At 53.4% G+C, this 20250-nt stretch carries 17 protein-coding genes and 4 pseudogenes; 13 read left to right on the top strand and 8 right to left on the bottom strand.

From position 1 onward, the window contains the following. Positions 1-22: 22 nt before the first annotated feature. Positions 23-760, bottom strand: a complete 738-nt coding sequence (locus KO116_RS07440) for an enoyl-CoA hydratase/isomerase family protein (protein ID WP_035560228.1) — start codon at positions 758-760, stop codon at positions 23-25. 43 nt (positions 761-803) lie between these two features. Further along, positions 804-1457 carry a helix-turn-helix domain-containing protein gene (locus KO116_RS07435; RefSeq protein ID WP_045812093.1) on the bottom strand — a complete coding sequence of 218 codons (654 nt, stop codon included), beginning with the start codon at positions 1455-1457 and terminating at the stop codon, positions 804-806. A 385-nt stretch (positions 1458-1842) separates the two neighbouring features. Here KO116_RS07435 and KO116_RS07430 point away from each other — a divergent pair, with 385 nt between their 5' ends. The 8 genes and pseudogenes from KO116_RS07430 to KO116_RS26270 all read left to right on the top strand — a co-directional run. Beyond that, positions 1843-2841 (top strand): TAXI family TRAP transporter solute-binding subunit, encoded by a 999-nt coding sequence (locus tag KO116_RS07430; protein WP_035560225.1) that lies wholly within the window; start codon positions 1843-1845, stop codon positions 2839-2841. Positions 2842-2913: 72 nt separating this feature from the next. Continuing rightward, positions 2914-4866: a TRAP transporter permease gene (locus tag KO116_RS07425; RefSeq protein WP_082072561.1), complete on the top strand. Its 1953-nt coding sequence runs from the start codon at positions 2914-2916 to the stop codon at positions 4864-4866. Positions 4867-4927: 61 nt separating this feature from the next. Next, positions 4928-5173, top strand: a complete 246-nt coding sequence (locus tag KO116_RS07420) for a hypothetical protein (protein ID WP_035560222.1) — start codon at positions 4928-4930, stop codon at positions 5171-5173. Beyond that, on the top strand, positions 5173-6432 hold the full coding sequence (locus KO116_RS07415; protein WP_052703738.1) for a CaiB/BaiF CoA transferase family protein: 1260 nt from the start codon (positions 5173-5175) through the stop codon (positions 6430-6432). Before KO116_RS07420 ends, KO116_RS07415 begins: the two co-directional genes overlap by 1 nt. A gap of 56 nt (positions 6433-6488) precedes the next feature. Then, the gene (locus tag KO116_RS07410; RefSeq protein ID WP_035560219.1) at positions 6489-7664 is read left to right on the top strand and encodes an acyl-CoA dehydrogenase family protein; all 1176 of its coding nucleotides are present in this window, start codon (positions 6489-6491) and stop codon (positions 7662-7664) included. A gap of 271 nt (positions 7665-7935) precedes the next feature. After that, on the top strand, positions 7936-9333 hold the full coding sequence (locus tag KO116_RS07405) for an aldehyde dehydrogenase family protein (protein WP_035560217.1): 1398 nt from the start codon (positions 7936-7938) through the stop codon (positions 9331-9333). Between the two features lie 296 nt (positions 9334-9629). Beyond that, positions 9630-9985 (top strand): annotated as a pseudogene (locus tag KO116_RS25010) (IS1595 family transposase); the annotation flags it as partial. Beyond that, positions 9876-10199, top strand: a pseudogene (locus KO116_RS26270) (zinc ribbon domain-containing protein); the annotation flags it as partial. The pseudogenes KO116_RS25010 and KO116_RS26270, both read left to right, overlap by 110 nt. Here the strand turns inward: KO116_RS26270 and KO116_RS25720 are convergent. Together KO116_RS25720 and KO116_RS07390 are read right to left on the bottom strand one after the other, a co-directional pair. Beyond that, entirely contained in the window at positions 10085-10648 is a 564-nt protein-coding gene (locus tag KO116_RS25720; protein ID WP_235272523.1) for a YgjV family protein, read from the bottom strand. The pseudogene KO116_RS26270 and the gene KO116_RS25720 overlap by 115 nt on opposite strands. Before the next feature lie 306 nt (positions 10649-10954). Beyond that, positions 10955-12019 (bottom strand): tyrosine-type recombinase/integrase, encoded by a 1065-nt coding sequence (locus KO116_RS07390; protein WP_144408569.1) that lies wholly within the window; start codon positions 12017-12019, stop codon positions 10955-10957. Between the two features lie 195 nt (positions 12020-12214). Between KO116_RS07390 and KO116_RS25440 the strand changes: the two genes are divergently transcribed. Then, positions 12215-12385: a hypothetical protein gene (locus KO116_RS25440; RefSeq protein WP_200897135.1), complete on the top strand. Its 171-nt coding sequence runs from the start codon at positions 12215-12217 to the stop codon at positions 12383-12385. A 121-nt stretch (positions 12386-12506) separates the two neighbouring features. On the opposite strand, the pseudogene KO116_RS07385 reads toward KO116_RS25440, so the two are convergent. Next, positions 12507-13278: pseudogene (locus KO116_RS07385) on the bottom strand (IS3 family transposase); the annotation flags it as partial. Positions 13279-13907: 629 nt separating this feature from the next. On the opposite strand from KO116_RS07385, the gene srmL reads away from it, so the two are divergent. Both srmL and KO116_RS07375 read left to right on the top strand, forming a co-directional pair. Continuing rightward, positions 13908-15032: a PheS-related mystery ligase SrmL gene (gene srmL / locus KO116_RS07380; RefSeq protein WP_035560211.1), complete on the top strand. Its 1125-nt coding sequence runs from the start codon at positions 13908-13910 to the stop codon at positions 15030-15032. 178 nt (positions 15033-15210) lie between these two features. Next, positions 15211-15885, top strand: a pseudogene (locus KO116_RS07375) (ISL3 family transposase); the annotation flags it as partial. A 13-nt stretch (positions 15886-15898) separates the two neighbouring features. Here the strand turns inward: KO116_RS07375 and KO116_RS24540 are convergent. Beyond that, positions 15899-16111: a helix-turn-helix domain-containing protein gene (locus KO116_RS24540; protein ID WP_082072560.1), complete on the bottom strand. Its 213-nt coding sequence runs from the start codon at positions 16109-16111 to the stop codon at positions 15899-15901. On the opposite strand from KO116_RS24540, the gene KO116_RS07365 reads away from it, so the two are divergent. Both KO116_RS07365 and KO116_RS07360 read left to right on the top strand, forming a co-directional pair. After that, positions 16110-17197, top strand: a protein-coding gene (locus KO116_RS07365) for an IS3 family transposase (protein ID WP_144408568.1) whose coding sequence is annotated in 2 segments (ribosomal slippage) — positions 16110-16365 and positions 16365-17197 — 1089 coding nt in all. Because the reading frame shifts where the segments join, the coding sequence is not laid out codon by codon here. The genes KO116_RS24540 and KO116_RS07365 overlap by 2 nt on opposite strands. Positions 17198-17682: 485 nt before the next feature. After that, the gene (locus tag KO116_RS07360) at positions 17683-17922 is read left to right on the top strand and encodes a hypothetical protein (RefSeq protein WP_035560203.1); all 240 of its coding nucleotides are present in this window, start codon (positions 17683-17685) and stop codon (positions 17920-17922) included. Positions 17923-17966: 44 nt separating this feature from the next. On the opposite strand, the gene KO116_RS07355 is transcribed toward KO116_RS07360, so the two are convergent. Both KO116_RS07355 and KO116_RS07350 read right to left on the bottom strand, forming a co-directional pair. After that, positions 17967-18419 carry a hypothetical protein gene (locus KO116_RS07355; protein WP_235272522.1) on the bottom strand — a complete coding sequence of 151 codons (453 nt, stop codon included), beginning with the start codon at positions 18417-18419 and terminating at the stop codon, positions 17967-17969. Continuing rightward, complete coding sequence (locus KO116_RS07350) at positions 18403-20169, bottom strand: hypothetical protein (RefSeq protein WP_235272521.1); 1767 nt, start codon at positions 20167-20169, stop codon at positions 18403-18405. The genes KO116_RS07355 and KO116_RS07350 overlap by 17 nt, the downstream gene beginning before the upstream one ends. Positions 20170-20250: the final 81 nt, after the last annotated feature.

Raw genomic sequence — 20250 nt, 5'->3', positions numbered from 1 at the left:
TGATAGTATGGTCGGTATAGCGTCAGCGGCCTGACTTGCCCGTCGATGTGATGGTGCTCTGGGTATCCGAAGATGCCAATTGCTCAGCAAACATCTTAACTTCGTTATCGAGGGCCGAGTGAGTCTGAGACTGATACCATTCACCCAGCATCGCTTTGGTTTTCCGCACGCTATTGAACGGCAGTGCGCTTAGACTCTTTGCAGTTTCACGCGCTTTTTCCAGTGCGGTGCCGTCGCCGACAAGTTCGGTGACAAAACCTGCATCAAGGGCTTCGCGCCCATCAAAGAACCTGCCTGACATCAGCCAATCACGTGCCTTCCGACGTCCGACAATCTGCTCTAGCAGATACGAAGAAGCGCCTTCGGGCCCTAAGCCCAGAGCAACGAAGGGCATACGGAAGCGCGTTGTGGCAGTTGTATAGACGAAATCACAGTGCTGTAGCAGAGTGGTACCGATGCCAATAGCAATACCTTCAGCCGCTGCAATCACAGGGGCTCGACAGTCGCACAGCGAACGCAGGAACTTTACCCCTGGTGAATCACCAGGGCCGCGTTTGATCTTAAAATCGTTGAGGTCGGCCCCGGCAGTGAACGAATTTCCAGCGCCATGGAGAATGATCGCCTTGCAGGATTCATGCTCACCATATTCACGGAATAGCCGTTCAAGCTCATGGTACATGTCATGGCTAAGCGCATTTTTCTTGTCTGGACGGTTGATACAAATCTCAAGGATTTCATTGGTAAAATTGCTTTCAATCATAAGTCCACCACTCTATTTTGTTGATTTTGGGTACATGGCCACATTAATACACTGGATCGATACTCATAATGTGGCCGATGCGTTGAGCTTCACTTCTGATAATCTCTACTGCGTTATTGATACTCTTTTCGTCGGGTAAAGCATCGCGGCTAACCGAGATCCCGAGCGACAACAAACGGCTCTTTATGTTGGGCAGTGGTACTGCCAGGGAAATTTGGTTGACATTCTCATAAAACTTTCTGCCGTAATCATTGGGCGGGGATGGCGATAGCGCCTGGTATAAGGCACTGTCACTCGGGAGGGTGCTACCGACCCTTAAATTCGTGATATGAAGTCGGCGAACCTGCGGGCTAGCTACAGCCCGAGCAATGATTGTTACTCGGTCTTCGGTTAACTCACCAATATTTGCCGTCCCAGCAAAATCATTGGCTAATGCACCAAGACTAGACTGAACAAACTCGTTGATATTGGCACTACCAAGTGCGGCAAACCCAATCTCAAGAGTCTTGGCCGTTAGCCGCCAACGTTCGTGATCTTGAGCGGCATAGCCTTCCTTTTCCAAGGTGTATAGAAATCTCAGAACGGTCGCACGCGGCAGTTCCGTTAAGCGTGCAAGCTCACTGGCTGTTGGGTTTGGATTGATACGAAATGTCTGAAATATCAATAAACACCGCTCAATAGAACGATTACTCTTCATTTGATCACCTGGTGGACAAACTGATCGCTAGATGCATTAATCATATAAGCTACTAACCCGAATTGGCTCTGTCAATATTTCGCAACTAAGTCATCACTCGTGCAGGACGGGAACGTGCTCGTAGCGGCACTAGGGCTGCGTGGTCTCTCTTAAATAAATTTATTTTGAATACCGCGCCTTGTGCATTGGGCAGAAAAACTCCAGAAAAACTACTGGACAGATTTTCGCCTAGCGTTTAAAAAGGTAGACGAAAAAAATGAACAATGCGTTCACTAGATGAACAACAACAAGAGATAGCCATCCTCTTGTCCTCTAACTGCCCTGTCGCTTACAGGGACCGATAAGGGACAGAGCTTGAGCTGTCGCGACCTATAAGGAGAGATATATGGGTATTTTCACAAATAAGGGTAGCCTTCTGGCCACGGCGGTTACTTCCATAATGCTTTTGCCATCCATAGGGCATGCCAACACTGATCGCATGAATATCGTAACGGCTTCTCCCGGAGGCCTCTGGTATTCACTTGGCGCACGCTATTCGCAGATTCTTGAGCAAAATATCGAAGGACTGACAGTCACCAGTTCGCAAGGCGGTTCGGTTCCCAATGCCCGACAGGTTAACACTGGCGAAGCAGATATCGGGGTTATCTATACCGACTTGGCGCAAAAGGCATACGATGGCACAGCACCCTTCCGTGAAGAGCTTGAAAATCTGCGAATCCTAGCCGCTATTGCTCCCGGAAAACTCCAAGTAGCAGTACCCAAAGATAGTGACATTCAGACATTAGAAGATCTCTCTGACAGACGCATCAACCCCACTCCGATCGGATGGGGCACGCGTGATATCGCAGAGATGGTGCTAGAGACCGGAGCCGGGCTGTCCTTTGATAGCATTCAATCCAACGGTGGCAATGTTTTCGGCGTTGGTCACGACGACGGTATGAATATGATGGTCAATGGCCAACTTGATACACTGTTCTTTCTCGGCGGTGCGGCCTCGACGATCATGAGCCTGGACAGCAATCCGGGGGTACGCCTCATTCCCATCGACGGAGAAGTCAGATCCAGCATTCTCGAATCTGAGCAAAATGAAGGCGGAGCCTTCTTCGCGGATGAGGTTACCGGTGATATGTACGAATTCATCGACCAGCCCGTCCCAACCATCGGCGTCATGCAGGTATTTATCGTAAACAAAGATCTACCTGAAGAGCGTGCCTACGAGATGGTCAAAATCCTCTACGAGCAACGTGAAGATCTTGTCGACCTGTTCGCAGGTCAGGCGGAGGAAGCGTTCGACATTCAGGCTGCCCCCAGGGCCGCGGTCATTCCGTTTCATCCCGGCGCTCTACGCTACTTGGAAGAGCAAGGCGTCACCATCGCTGAGTGATGACCAGAGCGTGCTTCGTCCCCCTGCTCGAGGCACGCCGTCATTAGGGGCATCGAAGCTTTGTGAACAAACATGGCCGTTCGATACTTTATTTCACGTGCATCCGTATCTTTCGATACTCTTCAACCCGATGGTGGCCAGATGAGCACTCTTTTCAGCCGAACATCCGCGAAATTCACCATTCTAACTCTGTCAGTGTTCTTTTCGCTATATCACCTGTATTTCGGATATTACCCCGCCCCCGGCGCAATGAATTTCAGGCTAACACACGTGTGTCTTGCGCTGACGCTTTGCTACCTACTGTTCCCAGCACGGGAGAGCATCGTCTCTACCACGGCCCGCCGCCTCGATGCCGCGACACGGATCATCGCTGCAGGGCTAAGTATGGCAATTTTGTTCTATGTCATCCGAGATTCGGACGCCTTCCAGATGCAGACTGGCTACCTCTCAGCCTCTGATATCGTGATGGGGACCATTTTAATCGTACTGGTGCTTGAGGCCACTCGTCGTGTGGTCGGCATAGCGATGGCACTTCTGGCGATACTGCTAATGGTTCATGCGCTAACCTCAGGCGCACTCCCCGGCATCTTGGGGGGGACTAGCATTAGCTGGAAGACCTTTATCGATACCAATTTTGTCCAAACCTCGGGGCTTCTAGGAATCCCTGTTTCCGTGACCGCGGGTTACGTAGTGCTGTTTCTATTCTTTGGGGCGCTTCTCCTAAAAACCGGCGTGGGCCAATTGCTAATGGACCTCGCCACAGCCGTCACAGGCCGATATTCTGGCGGCCCAGCTAAGGCAGCGGTGGTAGCCAGCGCCTGTACTGGAACCATCAGCGGTAGCGTAATCGCCAATGTCGTGACAACCGGCGCCGTAACCATCCCACTGATGAAACGAAGCGGTTATAAACCCGAACTCGCCGCTGCGATCGAGGCCTCTTCCTCAACCGGTGGCGTTATCATGCCCCCCGTTATGGGAGCGGCAGCTTTCATCCTGGCACTATTCGCTGGTGTTCCCTATCGGGATGTCATGCTGGCCGCTGCAATCCCGTCTTTACTGTACTTTTGGTCAATCTTCGTAACCGTCCACTTAGAAGCGAAGAAAGGCAACATCGGCGCTCTGCCGGAAAGCGAAATCCCCCGCCTCTGGCCACTCCTGCGTTCGCGCGGGTACATGCTACTGCCGCTCGTTGCCATTACTACCATCTTGATTATAGGGTACACGCCCACCGTTGCCGCCTTCTACGGATGCGTATCTACCATCGCGCTGTCTTACGTACAACGTGAAACCCGACTGACATTTCAAGGCTTTATCGAATGTCTGGTAGAGACCGCGCGAACCGCTGTTCCCGTCGTGATCGCCTGTGCTACTGCGGGAATCATCGTGGGCTCCGTGATGATGTCGGGCCTCGGCCTACGGATCAGCAGCCTGATTCTGGAGCTTTCACATGGCAGTCTATTACTTTCACTACTACTGACCGCGGTGGCAGCCATCATCCTGGGTATGGGCATGACCACGACGGCAGTCTACGTCACTTTGGCAGCACTGATCATTCCCGGGCTGGAAAGAACTGGAGTGGAGCCACTGGCCGCCCACCTATTCGTACTTTATTTTGGCGTAATTTCCTACGTCACACCGCCCGTTGCTCTCGGCGCTTTTGCCGCAGCGGGTGTGGCGCGTACCAAACCAGGGCGGACCGCGCTAACTGCATTCCGAGTAGCTGCAGCCGGCTTCATTGTTCCGTTTATGTTTGTCTACGGCCCGGAATTGCTCCTTATCGGGTCCCCAGGTGCCATCATACTGTCCGTGGCGACCGCCATTCTAGGAGTTACCTGTCTATCCGCCACTCTGTGTGGATGGCTACTCCTCTCGCTTAATTGGATAGAAAGAGTCTTGCTTCTAGGTGCTGCCATTCTGCTGATGCTATCGGGATGGGGAACAGATCTTCTCGGGATAGTGGTCTTACTCTCAGTCTTTACTTTCCAAAAATACCGGGTTCGGCCCACCCCCGAGCCAAGCGCATAACGTTACCCAAATATAAGCGCCAACCCAGTACCTTCAAACACTCGTCTTATGAGGTGATTTCATGAAAACAACAGCGTCCATTTGCTGCCTAGCTGCTGTTTTACTAGTTCTGTCATATATCGGAGAGAGAAGCCTCTTCTTCTCCAATTACCCCATGTTCGTGACAGTTTTTGCAGCACTGGCTTTGCTCATCTCAGCGATGGCCACCTGGGTGGGGGCCTCAGGCTCTGCGGGTGACAAAACAGAGTCGAACGACACCTCAAGCGATCACAACGGGAACGATGCCCGCGCGAATACGGAGTTTTGATGATGTTTAACCATGATTTTATTCAATCCTTGCCCGACACGATTGTGGATAACGGCAAGGGACCTTTGAGCGGTTTTTTAGTGCTTGATCTGACCCACTACTTGGCCGGCCCTCTAGCCAGCATGCTTCTTGCAGATATGGGAGCAACGGTGATCAAAATTGAGTCCCCCGGAGGAGACCGCTTCCGCTCCTATCCTTCCCATGATGAAAGAGCTTTAGATGAAGGGGCTGCATATCTTTGGGCGAACCGCAACAAGCAAGGCATGGAAATCGACTTAAAGCATCCCGAAGGCAAAAAGGCCATCCGTGCGTTGCTGGAAAAAGCCGATGTTTTAATTGAGAATTTTGCAAGCGGTGTAATGAAACGTTTGGAATTGGATTACGAGACAATCCAAAAAGCCCGACCATCGATCGTCTATTGCTCGGTGTCGGCCTATGGTAAGGATACCGAATTCTCGGCCCGCCCCGGCTTCGACTCGGTCGTACAGGCGGAAAGTGGCTTCGTCTCGATGAACGGCTATGGAGACCGTGAAGGCGTACGCACTGCCTCTTCGGTTATGGATATCGCGACAGCAATGTTCGCTTCTAGCGCGGTTCTTGCGGCCTTGGTACGCCGTCAAGTATCAGGAGAAGGCAGCCACGTGGAGGTGCCGCTATTCGGCAGCGCCCTTTCCATGACGGGTTATGCGGCGATGCAAACGCTATGCCGCGGCACCCCCCCCGAGCGTCATGGCAATACAAGCCCTGACAGCTGCCCCACTGGTGTATTCAGTTGTCGGGATGCAAGCTTCTTCTTACATTGTGGCAATTCCGAGATCTTCGCGCGCCTGTTCCGTGAGGTGGTTGGTCGAGAGGATATCGCGACATCAACCAAATACCAGACAGGCCCCGAACGCCTACGTCACCGCGAAGAACTGTTTGAAGTCCTCGAACCTTTCTTCGCCTCTCTCGACTGGAACGATTTACAAACGATGCTGGCCCGGGCACGAGTGCCCGCGGGCAAAGTACGCGATCTCAAAGATGCTCTTCTTAGCGACGAAGCTAAGTCACTTGGACTCGTCAGCAAAATTGCTCATCCCCAACTCGGGTGGGTACCCAACATCCAAAGCCCAATCTTCTTCAACGGTAGGCTTGTAGGCGCTAAAAAAGCAGCCCCTATGCGGGGAGAGAACACCGTGGAAATTCTGAAGAGTTTGGCAGCTTATTCCGAGGAAGATATTAATCGAGCTCTCAAAAGCGGCGCATTCGACAAACGTTGATGTGGTCAAGGCGGGTCATACCCGCACATAACATGAAATCCAAAGGTATATTTTATATGGCACTTGATAACGACACCTTCAACCTTCTTCGCGCCACGGTTCAGCGGTTTGTGAATGAAAGACTTATCCCTGCTGAGAATTATGTCGAGGAAAACGATAACATTCCTGAGGAGATCGTCTCTGAAATCAAGGAGATGGGCCTCTATGGACTTTCCATACCTGAAGAGTACGGTGGTATTGGATTGTCGATGGAGCAGGAAGCCGAACTGATCTATGACATCAGCCACACCTCCTTCGCCTTCCGCTCGCTATTCGGAACGAACGTCGGAATCGGCTCACAGGGAATTCTTATGGATGGAACCGCGGAACAAAAGCAATCTTGGCTGCCGCGTTTCGCATCAGGAGAGATCACGGTTTCCTTTGCCCTGACCGAACCCGAAGTCGGCTCTGACGCTGCGTCGCTGAAAACCCGCGCAGTCAAGGACGGGGATTTTTATATCTTAAACGGAACAAAACGGTTCATTACCAACGCAAACCGGGCTGGGGCTTTCACCCTAATGGCGCGTACAGGCGAAGCAGGCGCGAAGGGGATCTCCTCCTTTATCGTTCCGGCGGGGCTGGACGGCCTGACCATCGGCAAACACGACAAAAAGATGGGGCAGCGAGGGACTCGAACCGCAGATGTCATTCTTGAGGATGTGCGTGTACCCGCTGAAAATATTATCGGCGGTGTTCCCGGTAAGGGGTTCTATACTGCAATGAAGGTGCTTGATCGGGGGCGGCTGCATATCGCAGCTCAAGCCTGCGGCATGGCTGATCGCCTTATACGGGACGCCATGACCTATGCATTGGAACGCAAGCAATTTGGTCAACCGATTGCTAATTTTCAACTGATTCAAGGCATGTTTGCCGACAGCCAAGCGGAACTCTACGCCGCAAAAAGCATGTTGCAAAAATCGTCAGCGCTTTATGATACCGTGCCTTCAGGGTCCCGCAACGATGAGCTGAGTATGGCTGCCGCCTGCACAAAAGTTTTCTGCACGGAAATGGTGGGGCGAGTCGCTGACAGAGCGGTTCAGATCCATGGTGGGGCGGGGTACATCAGCGAATACAAAGTGGAACGCTTTTATCGCGATGTCCGATTGCTGCGGCTTTACGAAGGCACCACACAGATCCAGCAGGTCATTATCGCCAAACACCTGATGAAAAGAGATAACTCAATCTTTGGATAATGCCTATGCCATCGGACATAGCCTTATCCTTTTTGCCATGCCCGATGGCACCTTCGTCATTTACTCAATGCGCTGTAAGGGGGCTCAGGTAGTAGCGCCAGTACTCCCGTTCAATGAAACACCTGATCACCTACTGGCCGTCTGCTGCCAGATGCGGGTGATAACTCACTTATCGAGCTTCGTGCCTTGAACTTAGCCAAGACCGTTTACCGCTCACCTGCGCAGTGTTTGAGTTTGAATACAAGAAGAAACGAGCCTAAGGGGGTTTTATATGAATACGTATAGCGTCGCACTGGTGAACGGCAAAATCACCAAACTAAAGGGTAGTCGCAGCACGGAACTTGCCAGCCCACTAACAGGACTGTTGGATCGCCGGATATATCATGGCGATGCTGAGGATGTGAGTGCCGCAGTGTCGGCGGCTCAAAGAGCCTATAGCTCATGGTCAAAAACCGACGGAGCAGCACGTCGCAAAGTCATCGAGGCTCTGGCCCAAACCATCGAGAACCGTGCGGAGGCAATAGCGGCGGCCATCAATAGCGAGGTCGGCACTCCAGAAAAAATCGCACTCGCAGTGCAGGCAGGGTTGCCAGTAAATGTATTACGCGGCTTTGCCCATGACCTGGACTTGGCCCTGACGGATGAGACTATCGCTCACTCGACGATTCAATATCGTCCACTTGGTGTGGTGGCCGCCATCACACCTTGGAACTATCCACTGCATCAGGCAATGGCCAAAATAGGTGCTGCATTGGCAGCAGGCTGCACACTGGTCTTGAAGCCCAGCGACCTAACACCGAAAACCAACGCACTGATCATGGAAATGTTGGCAGAAACCACCCCTCCCGGTACCGTCAACATCGTTCCAGGAGATGCGACGACCGGCGCGGAGTTAATTGCACACGCAGGTATTAACGCTGTGTCTTTCACTGGTTCTGTCAAAGGAGGCCGCTCGGTCGCTCAAGCCGCTGCTAAAGCCCTAAAGCCCTGCTTCTTAGAGCTTGGTGGCAAGTCGGCAGGCATCCTGTTAGACGATGCAACCCCAGCAGTTGCCCTAAAGGCCATCGTCAATAGCGGCTTTCTGAACAGCGGCCAAACCTGCACAGCGCTAACACGGATTCTCGTTCCGAATACGATGCTGGACGAGGCAACTGCCCAGATTGGGAACTTGGCCGATAAGATGACCCACCGACTTGGGCCGATGATTTCGCAGGAGCAATACGACCGCGTGCAGGGTTTTATCGCGCGCGCCCAGCAGGACGACGCCGTCACACTAGTCACCGGGGGCGTAGGCCATCCTGATGGACGGGAAGATGGCTATTACGTTCGACCAACCGTGTTCATATCCAGGGATCCGAAAGCGGAAATCGTTCAGCAGGAAGTCTTCGGCCCAGTTCTGGTCATAATGGGGTATGACAATGATGATGACCTAATTGCCCTGGCGAATGGTACCGACTATGGCCTAGCAGCCGCAGTCTGGGGCAGCGATACCACACGCATCAAGGAGATTACCGGGCGCTTACTCGCTGGACAGATCGATGTCAACGGGGCTCTCTTTAACCCCCGCGCACCGTTCGGTGGTTTCAACTGCTCAGGTAGTGGCCGAGAAATGGGCTTACATGGAATCCGTGAGTTTCAGCGTCCGGTTTCCATCCAGCAAAAGAATTAAAAGCGCCGTTCATAACCTGGCAAATGCGTTCGAGCAAAAGAATTAAAAGCGCCGTTCATAACCTGGCAAATGCGTTCGGCTTTTCTGACGGCTTGAGAAGTCCCGGTGTCCAGTCTTCAAAATTGAGGTGCACGCCCCGTCTGACTGGGAAGGATCTGACTTCATTTGGGGAGAACTCATGCTGCATTTGGAGCTGCCAGAAGGCGGATATCTACTGTATATCCAGTTACTCACTGGAGTATGCCCTGAAACAAGAAGGCCTCGAAGCCTTCGAGAAGGCACTGGCTAGCCTCCCTGTCAAGTGGGGGGGCAGCGGTGGCCTACAGCGGCGGTATCGGTGTCGAAATCCCGCATGTCACAAGACCTTCAATGCCTCATAGGCACGCCCCTGACCCAGCGGCAGCACCGCGACAAGTGGTTCGACTACCTGCGCTGCATGCGAGACAGCCTGACGTTACGCGCCTCAGCGGATCGAGTGGGCATCGATTTGAAGACGGCCTTCCGCTGGCGTCATCGCTTTCTGCAAACGAGTGCACGAGACAATGCCAACGCCCTGTCCGGTATCATCGAGGTGGACGAAACCTTCTTTCTGGAGTCCTACAAGGGCAAGCGTAACCTCACACACTGCCAGCCCCGGAAACGCGGCGACCAATGGCAGCATCGAGCAACCGGACCGCAACATCCGTCAGAAAGCTGGCCTCAATCGCGCCATTCCCGACCAGGTTTGGTACGAGTTTCGGCGTCAACTCAATTACAAACTGGCCTGGCGCGGGGCGCATCTGATCCTGGTGCCACCGCACAACACCAGTCGTACCTGCCCAGAATGTGGGCATGTGTCGGCGGAGAACCGGCGCAGCCAGGCGCGATTCGCCTGCCTCGAATATGGCTTCGAGGCCAATGCCGACCATGTGGCGGCCATTAATGTGTTAAGGGCAGGGCATGCGGTTAACCTGTGAAGTGAGCGGCGCGGTAAGGCTGCCAGCAGCAGGAACCCACCGAAGCGACTCAGGGGCGACTCACTGCCGCGCCTGAGCGCCGTAGGAATCCCCTTCCTTTCCGCCATGGGTGGCAACATCCAGAAGGCGTTGAGGAAGGGGAGGATGTCAATGAGTGTCCAGGCTAGTGCTGTCAGGCTTAGCGAAACACGCATTGGAATACCCCGGAGCAAAAACATGCCCACCATCCCCATCGCTACAATGGCAGGCAGACCCGCCCAGCTCTGCCAGGTAAACATGGAAGTTACGCCACTGGCCGCCAACACAACTACCATTGCTACCTTACTGCCCGGATAGCGGAGTGCGAGTGCAACTCGCACGATCACCAGCAGCGACAAGGCAGCGGCTGAACAGTACCTATAGCGGGTTCAAACTTTCGGAAAGGCACAAGGCTGCAGACAACACATGCATCAGACCACCCAAGGACAAGCCCAGTGTCGAGGCGACGACTTCCGCCCTGCCGCCAGCGACGGTGCGTGCCACCACATAAGCGACACCGGGCTTCCTCGGCAACCGACTGGATACTGAGTTTGCGGCCCTGCTTGATGACCTTTGGACGACCTTTCTCTGGCCTGACGTATGGCCTTTGCCGTTAATTCGCCCCGCGCAGGGGGTGTTTAGGTTCTTCAGGTTGCGACATAAGCCAGGTCCTCTTTAGTTGCCCCAAGACCCGTCAAGACCGTCTCGCAGCGCTTAATGTCACGCTCAACCCGCTCGGCTCCTCCAGGTCCAATATCTGTGAGGTCGCGCATTTCGATCTGCTGGGCATAAATACCTTGCCACACAGTCTTCCGTGACTCATCAATGACCGCATTGCTACAGTCAGCACAACTTGTTTTCTCGACGCCTTGGCCACCGTTACAGCCTCCCGTATCGGCGGTACACCACGCGACGCCAGTAGCCCGCAGATGCACCAGGGGGCTAATCGTTTTGGCCATTTCAGCTCGATCCTCTTTGACGGTTAGAGCCTCGTTCTTCGTACGGAAGGCGCGGATTGGATCGGCAGCTCCACCCGTCAAAACTGCGTCAGGCTCCAGCCAGTGCTCCAGAAGGTCGGTCTTGATGCCCAGTGCGGCCAGACCTACGTTGTCGTAAAGCTCGGTATCTTGCTGCCGAGACATGGCGTACAGAGTGGTCATGGCTAGCGACCAGTGCTTGAAATGGTCCCGCAGGTAGCGAAGGTCGCCAAAGGCGTTGTGAGCCGCATAAACCGCAAAGATGCGCCGAAACTGATGAGGCGCAAAACACCAGTCCAGTCCACACTGGGCGGCAAACTCATTGAGACGGATAATCGCGCTTGCTTTGGAAAGCGTTCCAACCCAGTTTTCCTGTTGCCTTGTGACCGCGAGGAATAGGCGATTGGCATGCCCCTTCAATTGCGTAATTTCGGGATTCTTTGGATTGTCAGTTCTCAGGTCGAAAATGCGTTGCTCCAGTTGCGCTTGCAGCGGATGTACAAAGCGCTCAGCTACGGCAAATGCGCGGTGAGTTTCGGCCACCAGCCACTCACAGGTTCCCGCTCCTGTCTTGTAAGGGGTGCCACGCATCCAGTGAAAGGGTTCACCCTCTTCATCCAGCGTTTTGAACGTGCAATGATTTTCCAGTGAGCAGAGTTCGGACACGCGGACACCGCTGGTAATCAAGATGATGCACATGCACGCCGTTTGCAGGTGTTGATCCGCTTTGCGCATTCTTTTTAACGTCCAGCCAAGTTTTTTCAAGTGGTTGTGTATGAACTCCAGTCTTCCAGTTATTTTCGGCAATTAATGCGACGCTCAAAGCGTAATATCAGTCTATTATGGTAATCTATTTAGAATTGAATGCGACGAAAAGTAGGCTAATAACTGCGCCGGCCATGAAATTTTCAATATTTGGTGCGACAGCCCATGACACGTCCAACATCTGTTCGTAAAATCGGCCCTACTCGCCGGAGTGTATCTGGCTACTACGCATTTCGCGGGGATGAATCTATTGCTTTAGAGTCGACGCTTGAGCGTGACTTTCTGGTGAAAGCTGAGTTTGAACTGAACGTACTGGGAGTGATTTCTCAGCCATGAGAGATACCGTTTCACCATCCAGTTACCGGAAGACGCTACACCTATACCCCCGATTATTTGGTTTATTACCGTCTCGGTAACCGCCATTACGGGGACTACCCGATGAATCGCCCCGGATATTCTAGACACCCGTTAGGCTCTTAAAGTAACGCCTTTCATACTCAACCGGTGACAAGTTATCACTTGTGCCGTGTCGGCGCTTTGGGTTGTAAAACATTTCGATATAATTGAACACGTCGCGTCTAGCCGCTTCCCGTGTCGAATAAATCTGCCGCTTGATCCGCTCTCGCTTGAGGAGTTGAAAGAAACTCTCAGCAACGGCGTTATCATGACAGTTACCAAGCCGACTCATGCTGCCCACTAGGTGATTGGCTTTCAGAAAGCTTTGCCAGTCTCCACTGCTGAACTGGCTTCCTATCCGAATGCATCATCACAGTTCCTTGCGGCTTGCGTCGCCAAACTGCCGACAATAAAGCATTCAGCACTAACTCCATGGTCATACGAGACTTCATCGACCAGCCAACCACTTGACGAGAAAACAGGTCGATAACCACCGCTAAGTAAAGCCAGCCTTCGTACGTTCGGATGTACGTAATACCCGTCACCCAAGCAACATTTGGCGCTGTTACTTCAAACTGACAGTCTAAATGGTTGGGTGATACAACAGCCGGATTTCCACCGCCATAGCAGCCAGGGCGTCGTCGATAGCCCGTCTGAGAGCGTAAACCTTCTCTACGCATCAGGCGGGCCACTCGGTACTTACCGCAGGTTTCACCAGCCTCACGCAGATCTTGATAGATTTTGCGATAACCGTATACACCACCGCTCTCAAGCCAGGAATGCTTGATCAATCCCAAGAGACGCTGATCATCCCGGTCTCGATTAGACAGTGCTTTTTTGGGGTATCCGGATTAAATGGTTGATATGCGAGATTGGAAGATAAGCGACAAGTGAAACTCACAACGGATTAACTGATTGATGGCTGCTCAGTATGTTCACTTGATCGAAGTTGAGGGTATCCAGATAAATGGTGGATCCGATCCGACGAGCAGGGGCCGAGCCGGCATCCTCTCGACGGCATCCTCTGAGAGTCGCGATAAGCCAGGGATCTCGGGGAGAATCATATGCTCGAGGACGATGCGGGGCAGTGACCTGTCCTGATGATCCGTGGCAGCGCACGTCGCTGGGCGACAGCTTGGCTATGCCGCTCGCCTTGCTGGAGACCCGCTGGTGAGCACTGTGGCACGTGCCCTTCTGCCTGGGGCAGGCTTTGACAAGGAAGAAACGCCCATGCTAAGTTCACGACCATGATTTCATATTTGGCAGTTCGCCTCACTCCGCGATTTATGCACCCCCGGGATCCTTACGGCATCGGCGGGCGGTGAATTGTACACCTCTGAAAGCGGAACCCCCGGGCCAGACCCCGGGGGTTTTTGCTTTCAGCCGGCCTCCCATTCATCGAGAGTTTGATGAGTAACGCCTGATTTTTCCGCCGGTACCTACATCCTGGAGAAATCAGAAAATGTCTACGTTGTTATCCTCCGAAGCACTATGCTCCGCCCTCAACCTTGCGGACCTGACCAATCCGCGCCAGGGTACGCATGCCATGCAGTTGCTGCTGCAGGAAATCAGACAAGCGCTCACCAAGCAATGGCGCTGCAGGCAGCTCATGATTCGCAGCGGCTCTGTTGTGCCAATTACTAACAACTACGACCGTTTGGGCTATCCACCGGAAGGTGCAGCGCGAGACGCTCGCTACACACGCTACGTCGCCGATGGTTATATCCTGCGCACCCAGACGTCGGCGGCCATTCCCGATCTGCTGGACGGGCTGAGCTTGGACCCACCCGATGACTTGTTGCTGCTCTTACCGGGACTAGTCTATCGGCGCGACAGCATCGACCGCTTGCACTGTGGCGAACCGCACCAGTTGGACCTCTGGCGCCTAGTGGACGCTGCCCAAGGATCGGAGATGTCGGTATCCGAGTTACAGCAAATGGTTTCGGTGGTCATGGCCGCCGCCGTGCCCGGCCTGGAGTGGCGCACCCTAGCGTCGCCTCACCCTTACACCGAGCAAGGGATACAAATCGACGTTCGCTGGCGGGATGAATGGATGGAGGTTGGTGAGTGCGGCCTAGCGGCACGCGGGATACTGAACCAAGCGGGCCTTACTGGCCATACTGGTTTGGCCATGGGACTGGGGCTCGATCGGTTGCTGATGCTGCGCAAGCGGATCCCCGATATTCGGCTACTGCGAAGTGAAGACCCGCGCGTGCGCACGCAGATGAATGACCTGGTTACCTACAGGCCGGTATCTGCGATGCCTGCCATTCGTCGGGACCTATCTCTCTGCGTCGATACTTGGATTAACGAAGAACTTATCGGCGACATGGTCCGCGAACGGTTGCCCGAAGCGGAGAACATTGAAGCTCTGCTGATCAAGGCGGAAACGGCTTTCGAGGATCTACCGGCGTCGGCCCATCAACGCATGGGAATGAAGCCAGGGCAGAAGAATATCCTGCTGCAACCGACCCTTCGACACTTGGAGCAGACTCTGACCGACGAGGATGCCAACTTTATCCGCAACCAGGTCTATCGCCTGCTCCACCAAGGTGAACGCCAAGAACTGGCGCAGGATGGCAGTTGAAAGCAACCGCACCCGGGCATTTCCCTGGGTGCGGCTTCCGATCAGCCCCACCGCATAGTGGGGCAGCACTCGACACTGTCCAGCACCGCCTTGAGGGAACGCCTACTCCAAGCGGTGCAGTGTGTCTCAGTTAGAGAACCACGATCACCGATTGTCAATGTCGACAAGGAAAGTTTGCATGACCAGCCTGCCTGATAACATCCTTCATCTTCCTGAGTACCATATCCTGGATATTAAGGATGAAGAGCACGACCTCCACTTCCGGTTGGAAGCCCCCCATTCTGTAGCCTGCGAGGAATGTGGCGTAGAGGGGGAGTTTGTCCGATTCGGTAAGCGCGATGTTGCTTACCGAGACCTTCCCATCCATGGCAAGCGGGTCACCTTGTGGGTGGTTCGCCGGCGTTATACCTGCCGTGCCTGCGGGAAGACATTCCGTCCGACACTTCCAGAGATGGAGGATACCCACCGCATGACGCGGAGGCTTTACAGCCATGTCGAGAAAGAAGCTTTCAACCACTCTTACGCCTACGTGGCCGATAGCACGGGCCTTGACGAGAAGACCGTTCGCGAGATATTCAAGAAGAAGGCCGAGTTTCTGGGCCGCTGGCATCGCTTCGAGACGCCCCGCTGTTTGGGTATCGACGAGCTGTACCTAAACCGTCGATACCGCTGCATCCTGACCAACCTGGAGGAGCGCACCCTGTTGGACCTGCTACCCGGTCGTCAGCAGGAAGCGGTGACGAAGCGGCTCATGAGCATGGCCGAGCGCAATCAGGTCGAGATCGTCAGCATGGACATGTGGAAGCCCTACCGCCGTGCCGTCCAGATGGTGCTGCCACAGGCTCGGCCGGTTTGTGCCCTTTCCTTCACAGAGTGGTTTGAGTAGGCAGAAGAGATGCTGGCTCGCATTGGAGCACGGCAGCGATCTCATATAACTTTTCCACGGTGATATTAACTTCTCCTCGTTCGACTCTTCCTATATAGCTGCGGTCAATGCCAGCAGCTAAGGTAATCCCCCCGAAAAATAATCGCGATGATAAGTGGAATTTTGTAACCTGAACAGACAGGAGATTCCACATGCGCAAATCACGTTTTACCGACAGCCAGATCATGGCGATTCTGAAGCAAGCCGAGTCTGGCATGCCCGTTCCTGAGCTGTGTCGCGAACACGGTATGAGCAGTGCCACGTTCTACAAGTGGCGCTCCAAATACGGCGGCATGGACACCTCCATGATGAAGCGCCTCAAGGAGTTAGAAGACGAAAATCGGCGACTGAAAAAGATGTACGCCGAGGAGCGTCTGAAATCGGATCTACGCCAGGAAGCCCTTGAGGGAAAGTGGTAAAGCCATCTCAACGCCGAGAGATGGCAAAGAGTGCTGTTAAGGCCGGGTGCTGCAGTATCCGGCTAGCCTGCGAGGTATTTGGCATCAGCGAGACCTGTTATCGCTATCAGGCGAAGCTGAACCACGAAAACAGGGTCATTGCCGATTGGCTGGTGCAGCTCACGCACAACCAGCGCAACTGGGGCTTTGGCTTATGTTATCTGTACCTGCGCAACGTGAAGGGGTTTGCCTGGAACCATAAACGCATATATCGGATTTACCGAGAGCTAGAGCTAAATCTGCGGATCAAACCAAAGAAGCGGCTGGTGCGTGAGAAACCAGAGCCATTGACGGTACCAGTGGCGTTGAATGACTGCTGGTCAATGGATTTCATGCACGATCAGCTGGCTGATGGTCGAAAGTACCGGTTGTTCAATGTCATCGACGACTACAACCGGGAAGGCCTGGTCATTGATGCGGACTTCTCATTGCCGGCAGAGCGCGTTATACGGTCTCTCACCCAGTTGATCGAATGGCGCGGTAAGCCCAAAGCCATTCGATGTGACAACGGGCCGGAATACATTAGCGGCAAACTGATCAGTTGGGCAAAGCAGGAAAACATTGAACTGCAGTACATCCAGCCGGGTAATCCGCAGCAGAATGCTTATGTTGAACGCTATAACCGAACGGTACGCTATGACTGGCTAAGCCATTATCTGTTCGAGTCGATCCGCGAGGTCCAGGACTTCGCAACACGCTGGCTCTGGACTTACAACCATGAACGACCGAACATGGCACTAGGCGGCCTAACCCCGAAACAGAAGGTGGCCATGGCCGTGTGAAGAGCTTCTACTTATCACCCCGGTTATAAAAGGGGGGATTACCCTAAGGCAAAGGCGTCTTGTGAGTATTCCCAGCGTCGTCGCTAACTCACTCATACCCGCCTCATCAACACAGATCGGAACAACGCGCCTAATGCTGTCGGTCTAGTCGTTGCTACTGATATTGAACATGCGCATCAAATCGCTGAGCTTTTGCTTCATTAAGGGTGAAAGTTATGTGGTGGTGACCAGCCAAACACTGAAGTCGCATCAGCTAATTGACCAATACCGATAAAACAGTACGCGCTGGATTGTCGCGGTAAGCATGATTTCCGAAGGAACTGATATCCAACGGTTATGCGTTTGTGCGTACCTGAGCAGGATTCGAACAGAGCTACATTACCGGCAGGTTTTAGGGCGCATTTTACGCAAAATGAGCGATTCGGATGATAAAGCATGGCTCTATGTGATCGCCGAGCCACTACTGAGGAAATACACACAGCGTATTGCTGAAAGATTTGCCCGAAGATCAGGCGATGCTTCAAACACAAAAGCTGAACCTGCATTTAGAGCGCGCGCGTTCCAAGCAAAAGAACAAGACCGGGGAGAGTGAATCTGCAGCAAACAAACGCCAATCGTTATCTGCAGAAAGCATTAACGAGCCTGAGATGCTGTCTATCGAGCCTCCATCGCTAACGCTAACCTTCTCTGAACACTACCGCCAACATCTTTTATCTCTTATATAGGCTCTGCTTCTGCAAGGTTTGTCGGTCAAAAATTGTACCTTTCATTATAGAACGTTATTACGGTCACCATTTTTCGAAGGGAACCCTACCACTTTCTCGTTCTCCACGATGGCTCTTAGACGCTGGTTTTCCGCGGCTAGAGAGGCCATTTCAGAAGCTATGTCCTGATTAAGCTGGCGGGCATGGACATACTCCTGTCTTAGGTCTCTGTACTTGCTTCTCAGTTCTTTGAGCTCGGTATTCTTCTCATCTCTTTGTACTCGGGCAGCCTTATTTCCAGCCTCCCGAATACGCTCTGCAAGACCAGGATGATTGTTGTGAATGGTTGCTCTACTGACCCCGGCTTCCTCAGCCACAGCCTGGATGCTGAGCTTGCGCCCCGGCTTGACCACCTTTGGGCGACCTTTCTCTATTCGCACAATGGCCTGGCGTATGGCCTTTGCCGTCAATTCGCCCCGCGTAGTGGTTTGTGATGTGGCTTCAGGTTTCAACATCATCCAGCTCCTCTTCAGTTGCTCCAAGATCCTTCAGGACCATCTCGCAACGTTTAATATCACGTTCGACCCGCTCGGTTCCTCCAGGTCCAATGTCTGTGAGGTCTCGCAATTCCAGCTGCTGGGCATAAATACCCTGCCACACAGACTTGCGTGATTCATCGATGACCGCATTACTACAGTGAGCACAACGTGTTTTCTCGACGCCCTGACCGCCATTGCAGCCTCCTGTATCGGCTGTACACCACGCGACTCCAGTAGCCCGCAGATGAACCAGGGGGCTGATCGTTTTGGCCATCTCAGCGCGATCCTCCTTGGTGGTCAGAGCCTCGTTATTTGTGCGGAACGCCCTGATTTGATCGGCGGCACCTCCCACCAAAATGGCATCAGGCTCCAGCCAATGCTCCAGAAGTTCGGTTTTGATGCTCAGTGCGGCCAGACCCACACTGTCGTATAGTTCGGCATCTTGCTGCCGGGACATGGCGTACAGCGTTGTCATGTCTAGCGACCAGTGCTTGAAATGGTCCCGCAGGTAGCGGAGGTCTCCAAAGGCGCTGTGAGCCGCGTAGACCGCAAAGGTGCGCCGAAACTGATGAGGCGCAAAGCGCCAATCCAGTCCGCACTGGGCAGCAAACGCATAGAGGCGGACAACCGCCGTACCTAGGGAAAGTGTTGCTATCCGGTTGTTCTGCCCAGGTGAAACCGTCAGGAACAGGCGTTCAGCATGTCCCTTCATCCAGGCAATGCCGGGGGCCTTCGGATTGTCGGTTCGAAGATCGATAATACGTTGCTCAAGCTGCGCTTGCAGCGGACGCGCAAGGCGCTCAGCCACAGCAAGGGCGCGGTGAGTAATCTCGGCCACTAGCCACTCACAGGCTCCCGCGCCCGTTTTGTACGAGGTTCCGCGCATCCAGTGGAAGGGCTCATCCTGTTCATCCAGGGTTTTGAACGCACACTGATTTTCCAGTGAGCACAGTTCGGATACGCGGATACCACTGGTGATCAAAGTGATGCACATGCAAGCCGCTTGAAGGTGTTGCTCTGCTTTACGGATTCCGTAGAACGTCCAGCCGAGTTTTTTCAGGCTCGTTTTGATGAAACTCGGGTTCCGATACTCTGACTTCCAACTTTCAACTCGAGCACGGAGACTGATGAGCTCATCGATCCGATCCAGCCATTCAACCGCCGACTGGAACAGCGGCCCCAGGATGTCATCTGGGATGATTTCGGTCCTGGCCTCCTGAATTTGAGGATTGCCTTTCCCCGTCAACCCTGCCAGATGGCTAGATGATGATTCCGGCCAAGGGTGCCGCATGGGGTAATCGGACTGTTGACTGAGGATATGGAGCTTTTCTACAGCATGGAGACGGTTACGTAGAGCTGCCCCTGAAAACGTCTCTCCTTTAGCTCCCTTTAGCCCTTTGCTGAATTCCACATATTGCTGACAAATTAGCGGCGTCACATCGCTCAGTCGGTCTATGTGCTGTTTTTGAAGCCAAGTCAGGAAAGATACCGCCTTAACGAAAAACTTGCGTATCGTGTTGCCCTTGGGCCGACTGCCGCCTTCAGAGCCACTCAAAATATAATACAGTGTGCAGACACGTAGCGTTTCTCGAAACGGCAGAGGAACACGTGAGAAGTTGAGCTTTTTCTGGGAATCGACCATTCCCGCAGAGAAAAGGCTGTCAGGCAGACTCCAGACATTATCTCCAAAGCGACTCAGAACGTGGTACGAGCCGTCTTCCAGACGCATGCCGGTGACAACGGCGTTTGGGTCGATCGTTCCAGCGTGGAGGGCATGGAGTGCTTTGAATTGCTCTGCACAAAATTCGGC

The sequence above is a fragment of the Halomonas sp. KO116 genome (assembly GCF_000734975.2).
GTDB lineage: Bacteria > Pseudomonadota > Gammaproteobacteria > Pseudomonadales > Halomonadaceae > Vreelandella > Vreelandella glaciei.
This window is presented reverse-complemented; position numbering and strand designations above follow the sequence as displayed.

Bases quoted from the DNA above. Each gene is read 5' to 3' on its own strand.
- KO116_RS07440 (WP_035560228.1), bottom strand. From the start codon at position 760: ATGATTGAAAGCAATTTTACCAATGAAATCCTTGAGATTTGTATCAAC.
- KO116_RS07435 (WP_045812093.1), bottom strand. From the start codon at position 1,457: ATGAAGAGTAATCGTTCTATTGAGCGGTGTTTATTGATATTTCAGACA.
- KO116_RS07430 (WP_035560225.1), top strand. From the start codon at position 1,843: ATGGGTATTTTCACAAATAAGGGTAGCCTTCTGGCCACGGCGGTTACT.
- KO116_RS07425 (WP_082072561.1), top strand. From the start codon at position 2,914: ATGGCCGTTCGATACTTTATTTCACGTGCATCCGTATCTTTCGATACT.
- KO116_RS07420 (WP_035560222.1), top strand. From the start codon at position 4,928: ATGAAAACAACAGCGTCCATTTGCTGCCTAGCTGCTGTTTTACTAGTT.
- KO116_RS07415 (WP_052703738.1), top strand. From the start codon at position 5,173: ATGATGTTTAACCATGATTTTATTCAATCCTTGCCCGACACGATTGTG.
- KO116_RS07410 (WP_035560219.1), top strand. From the start codon at position 6,489: ATGGCACTTGATAACGACACCTTCAACCTTCTTCGCGCCACGGTTCAG.
- KO116_RS07405 (WP_035560217.1), top strand. From the start codon at position 7,936: ATGAATACGTATAGCGTCGCACTGGTGAACGGCAAAATCACCAAACTA.
- KO116_RS07390 (WP_144408569.1), bottom strand. From the start codon at position 12,019: ATGCGCAAAGCGGATCAACACCTGCAAACGGCGTGCATGTGCATCATC.
- KO116_RS25440 (WP_200897135.1), top strand. From the start codon at position 12,215: ATGACACGTCCAACATCTGTTCGTAAAATCGGCCCTACTCGCCGGAGT.
- srmL (WP_035560211.1), top strand. From the start codon at position 13,908: ATGTCTACGTTGTTATCCTCCGAAGCACTATGCTCCGCCCTCAACCTT.
- KO116_RS24540 (WP_082072560.1), bottom strand. From the start codon at position 16,111: ATGTGGAATCTCCTGTCTGTTCAGGTTACAAAATTCCACTTATCATCG.
- KO116_RS07355 (WP_235272522.1), bottom strand. From the start codon at position 18,419: ATGATGTTGAAACCTGAAGCCACATCACAAACCACTACGCGGGGCGAA.
- KO116_RS07350 (WP_235272521.1), bottom strand. From the start codon at position 20,169: ATGCGTCTGGAAGACGGCTCGTACCACGTTCTGAGTCGCTTTGGAGAT.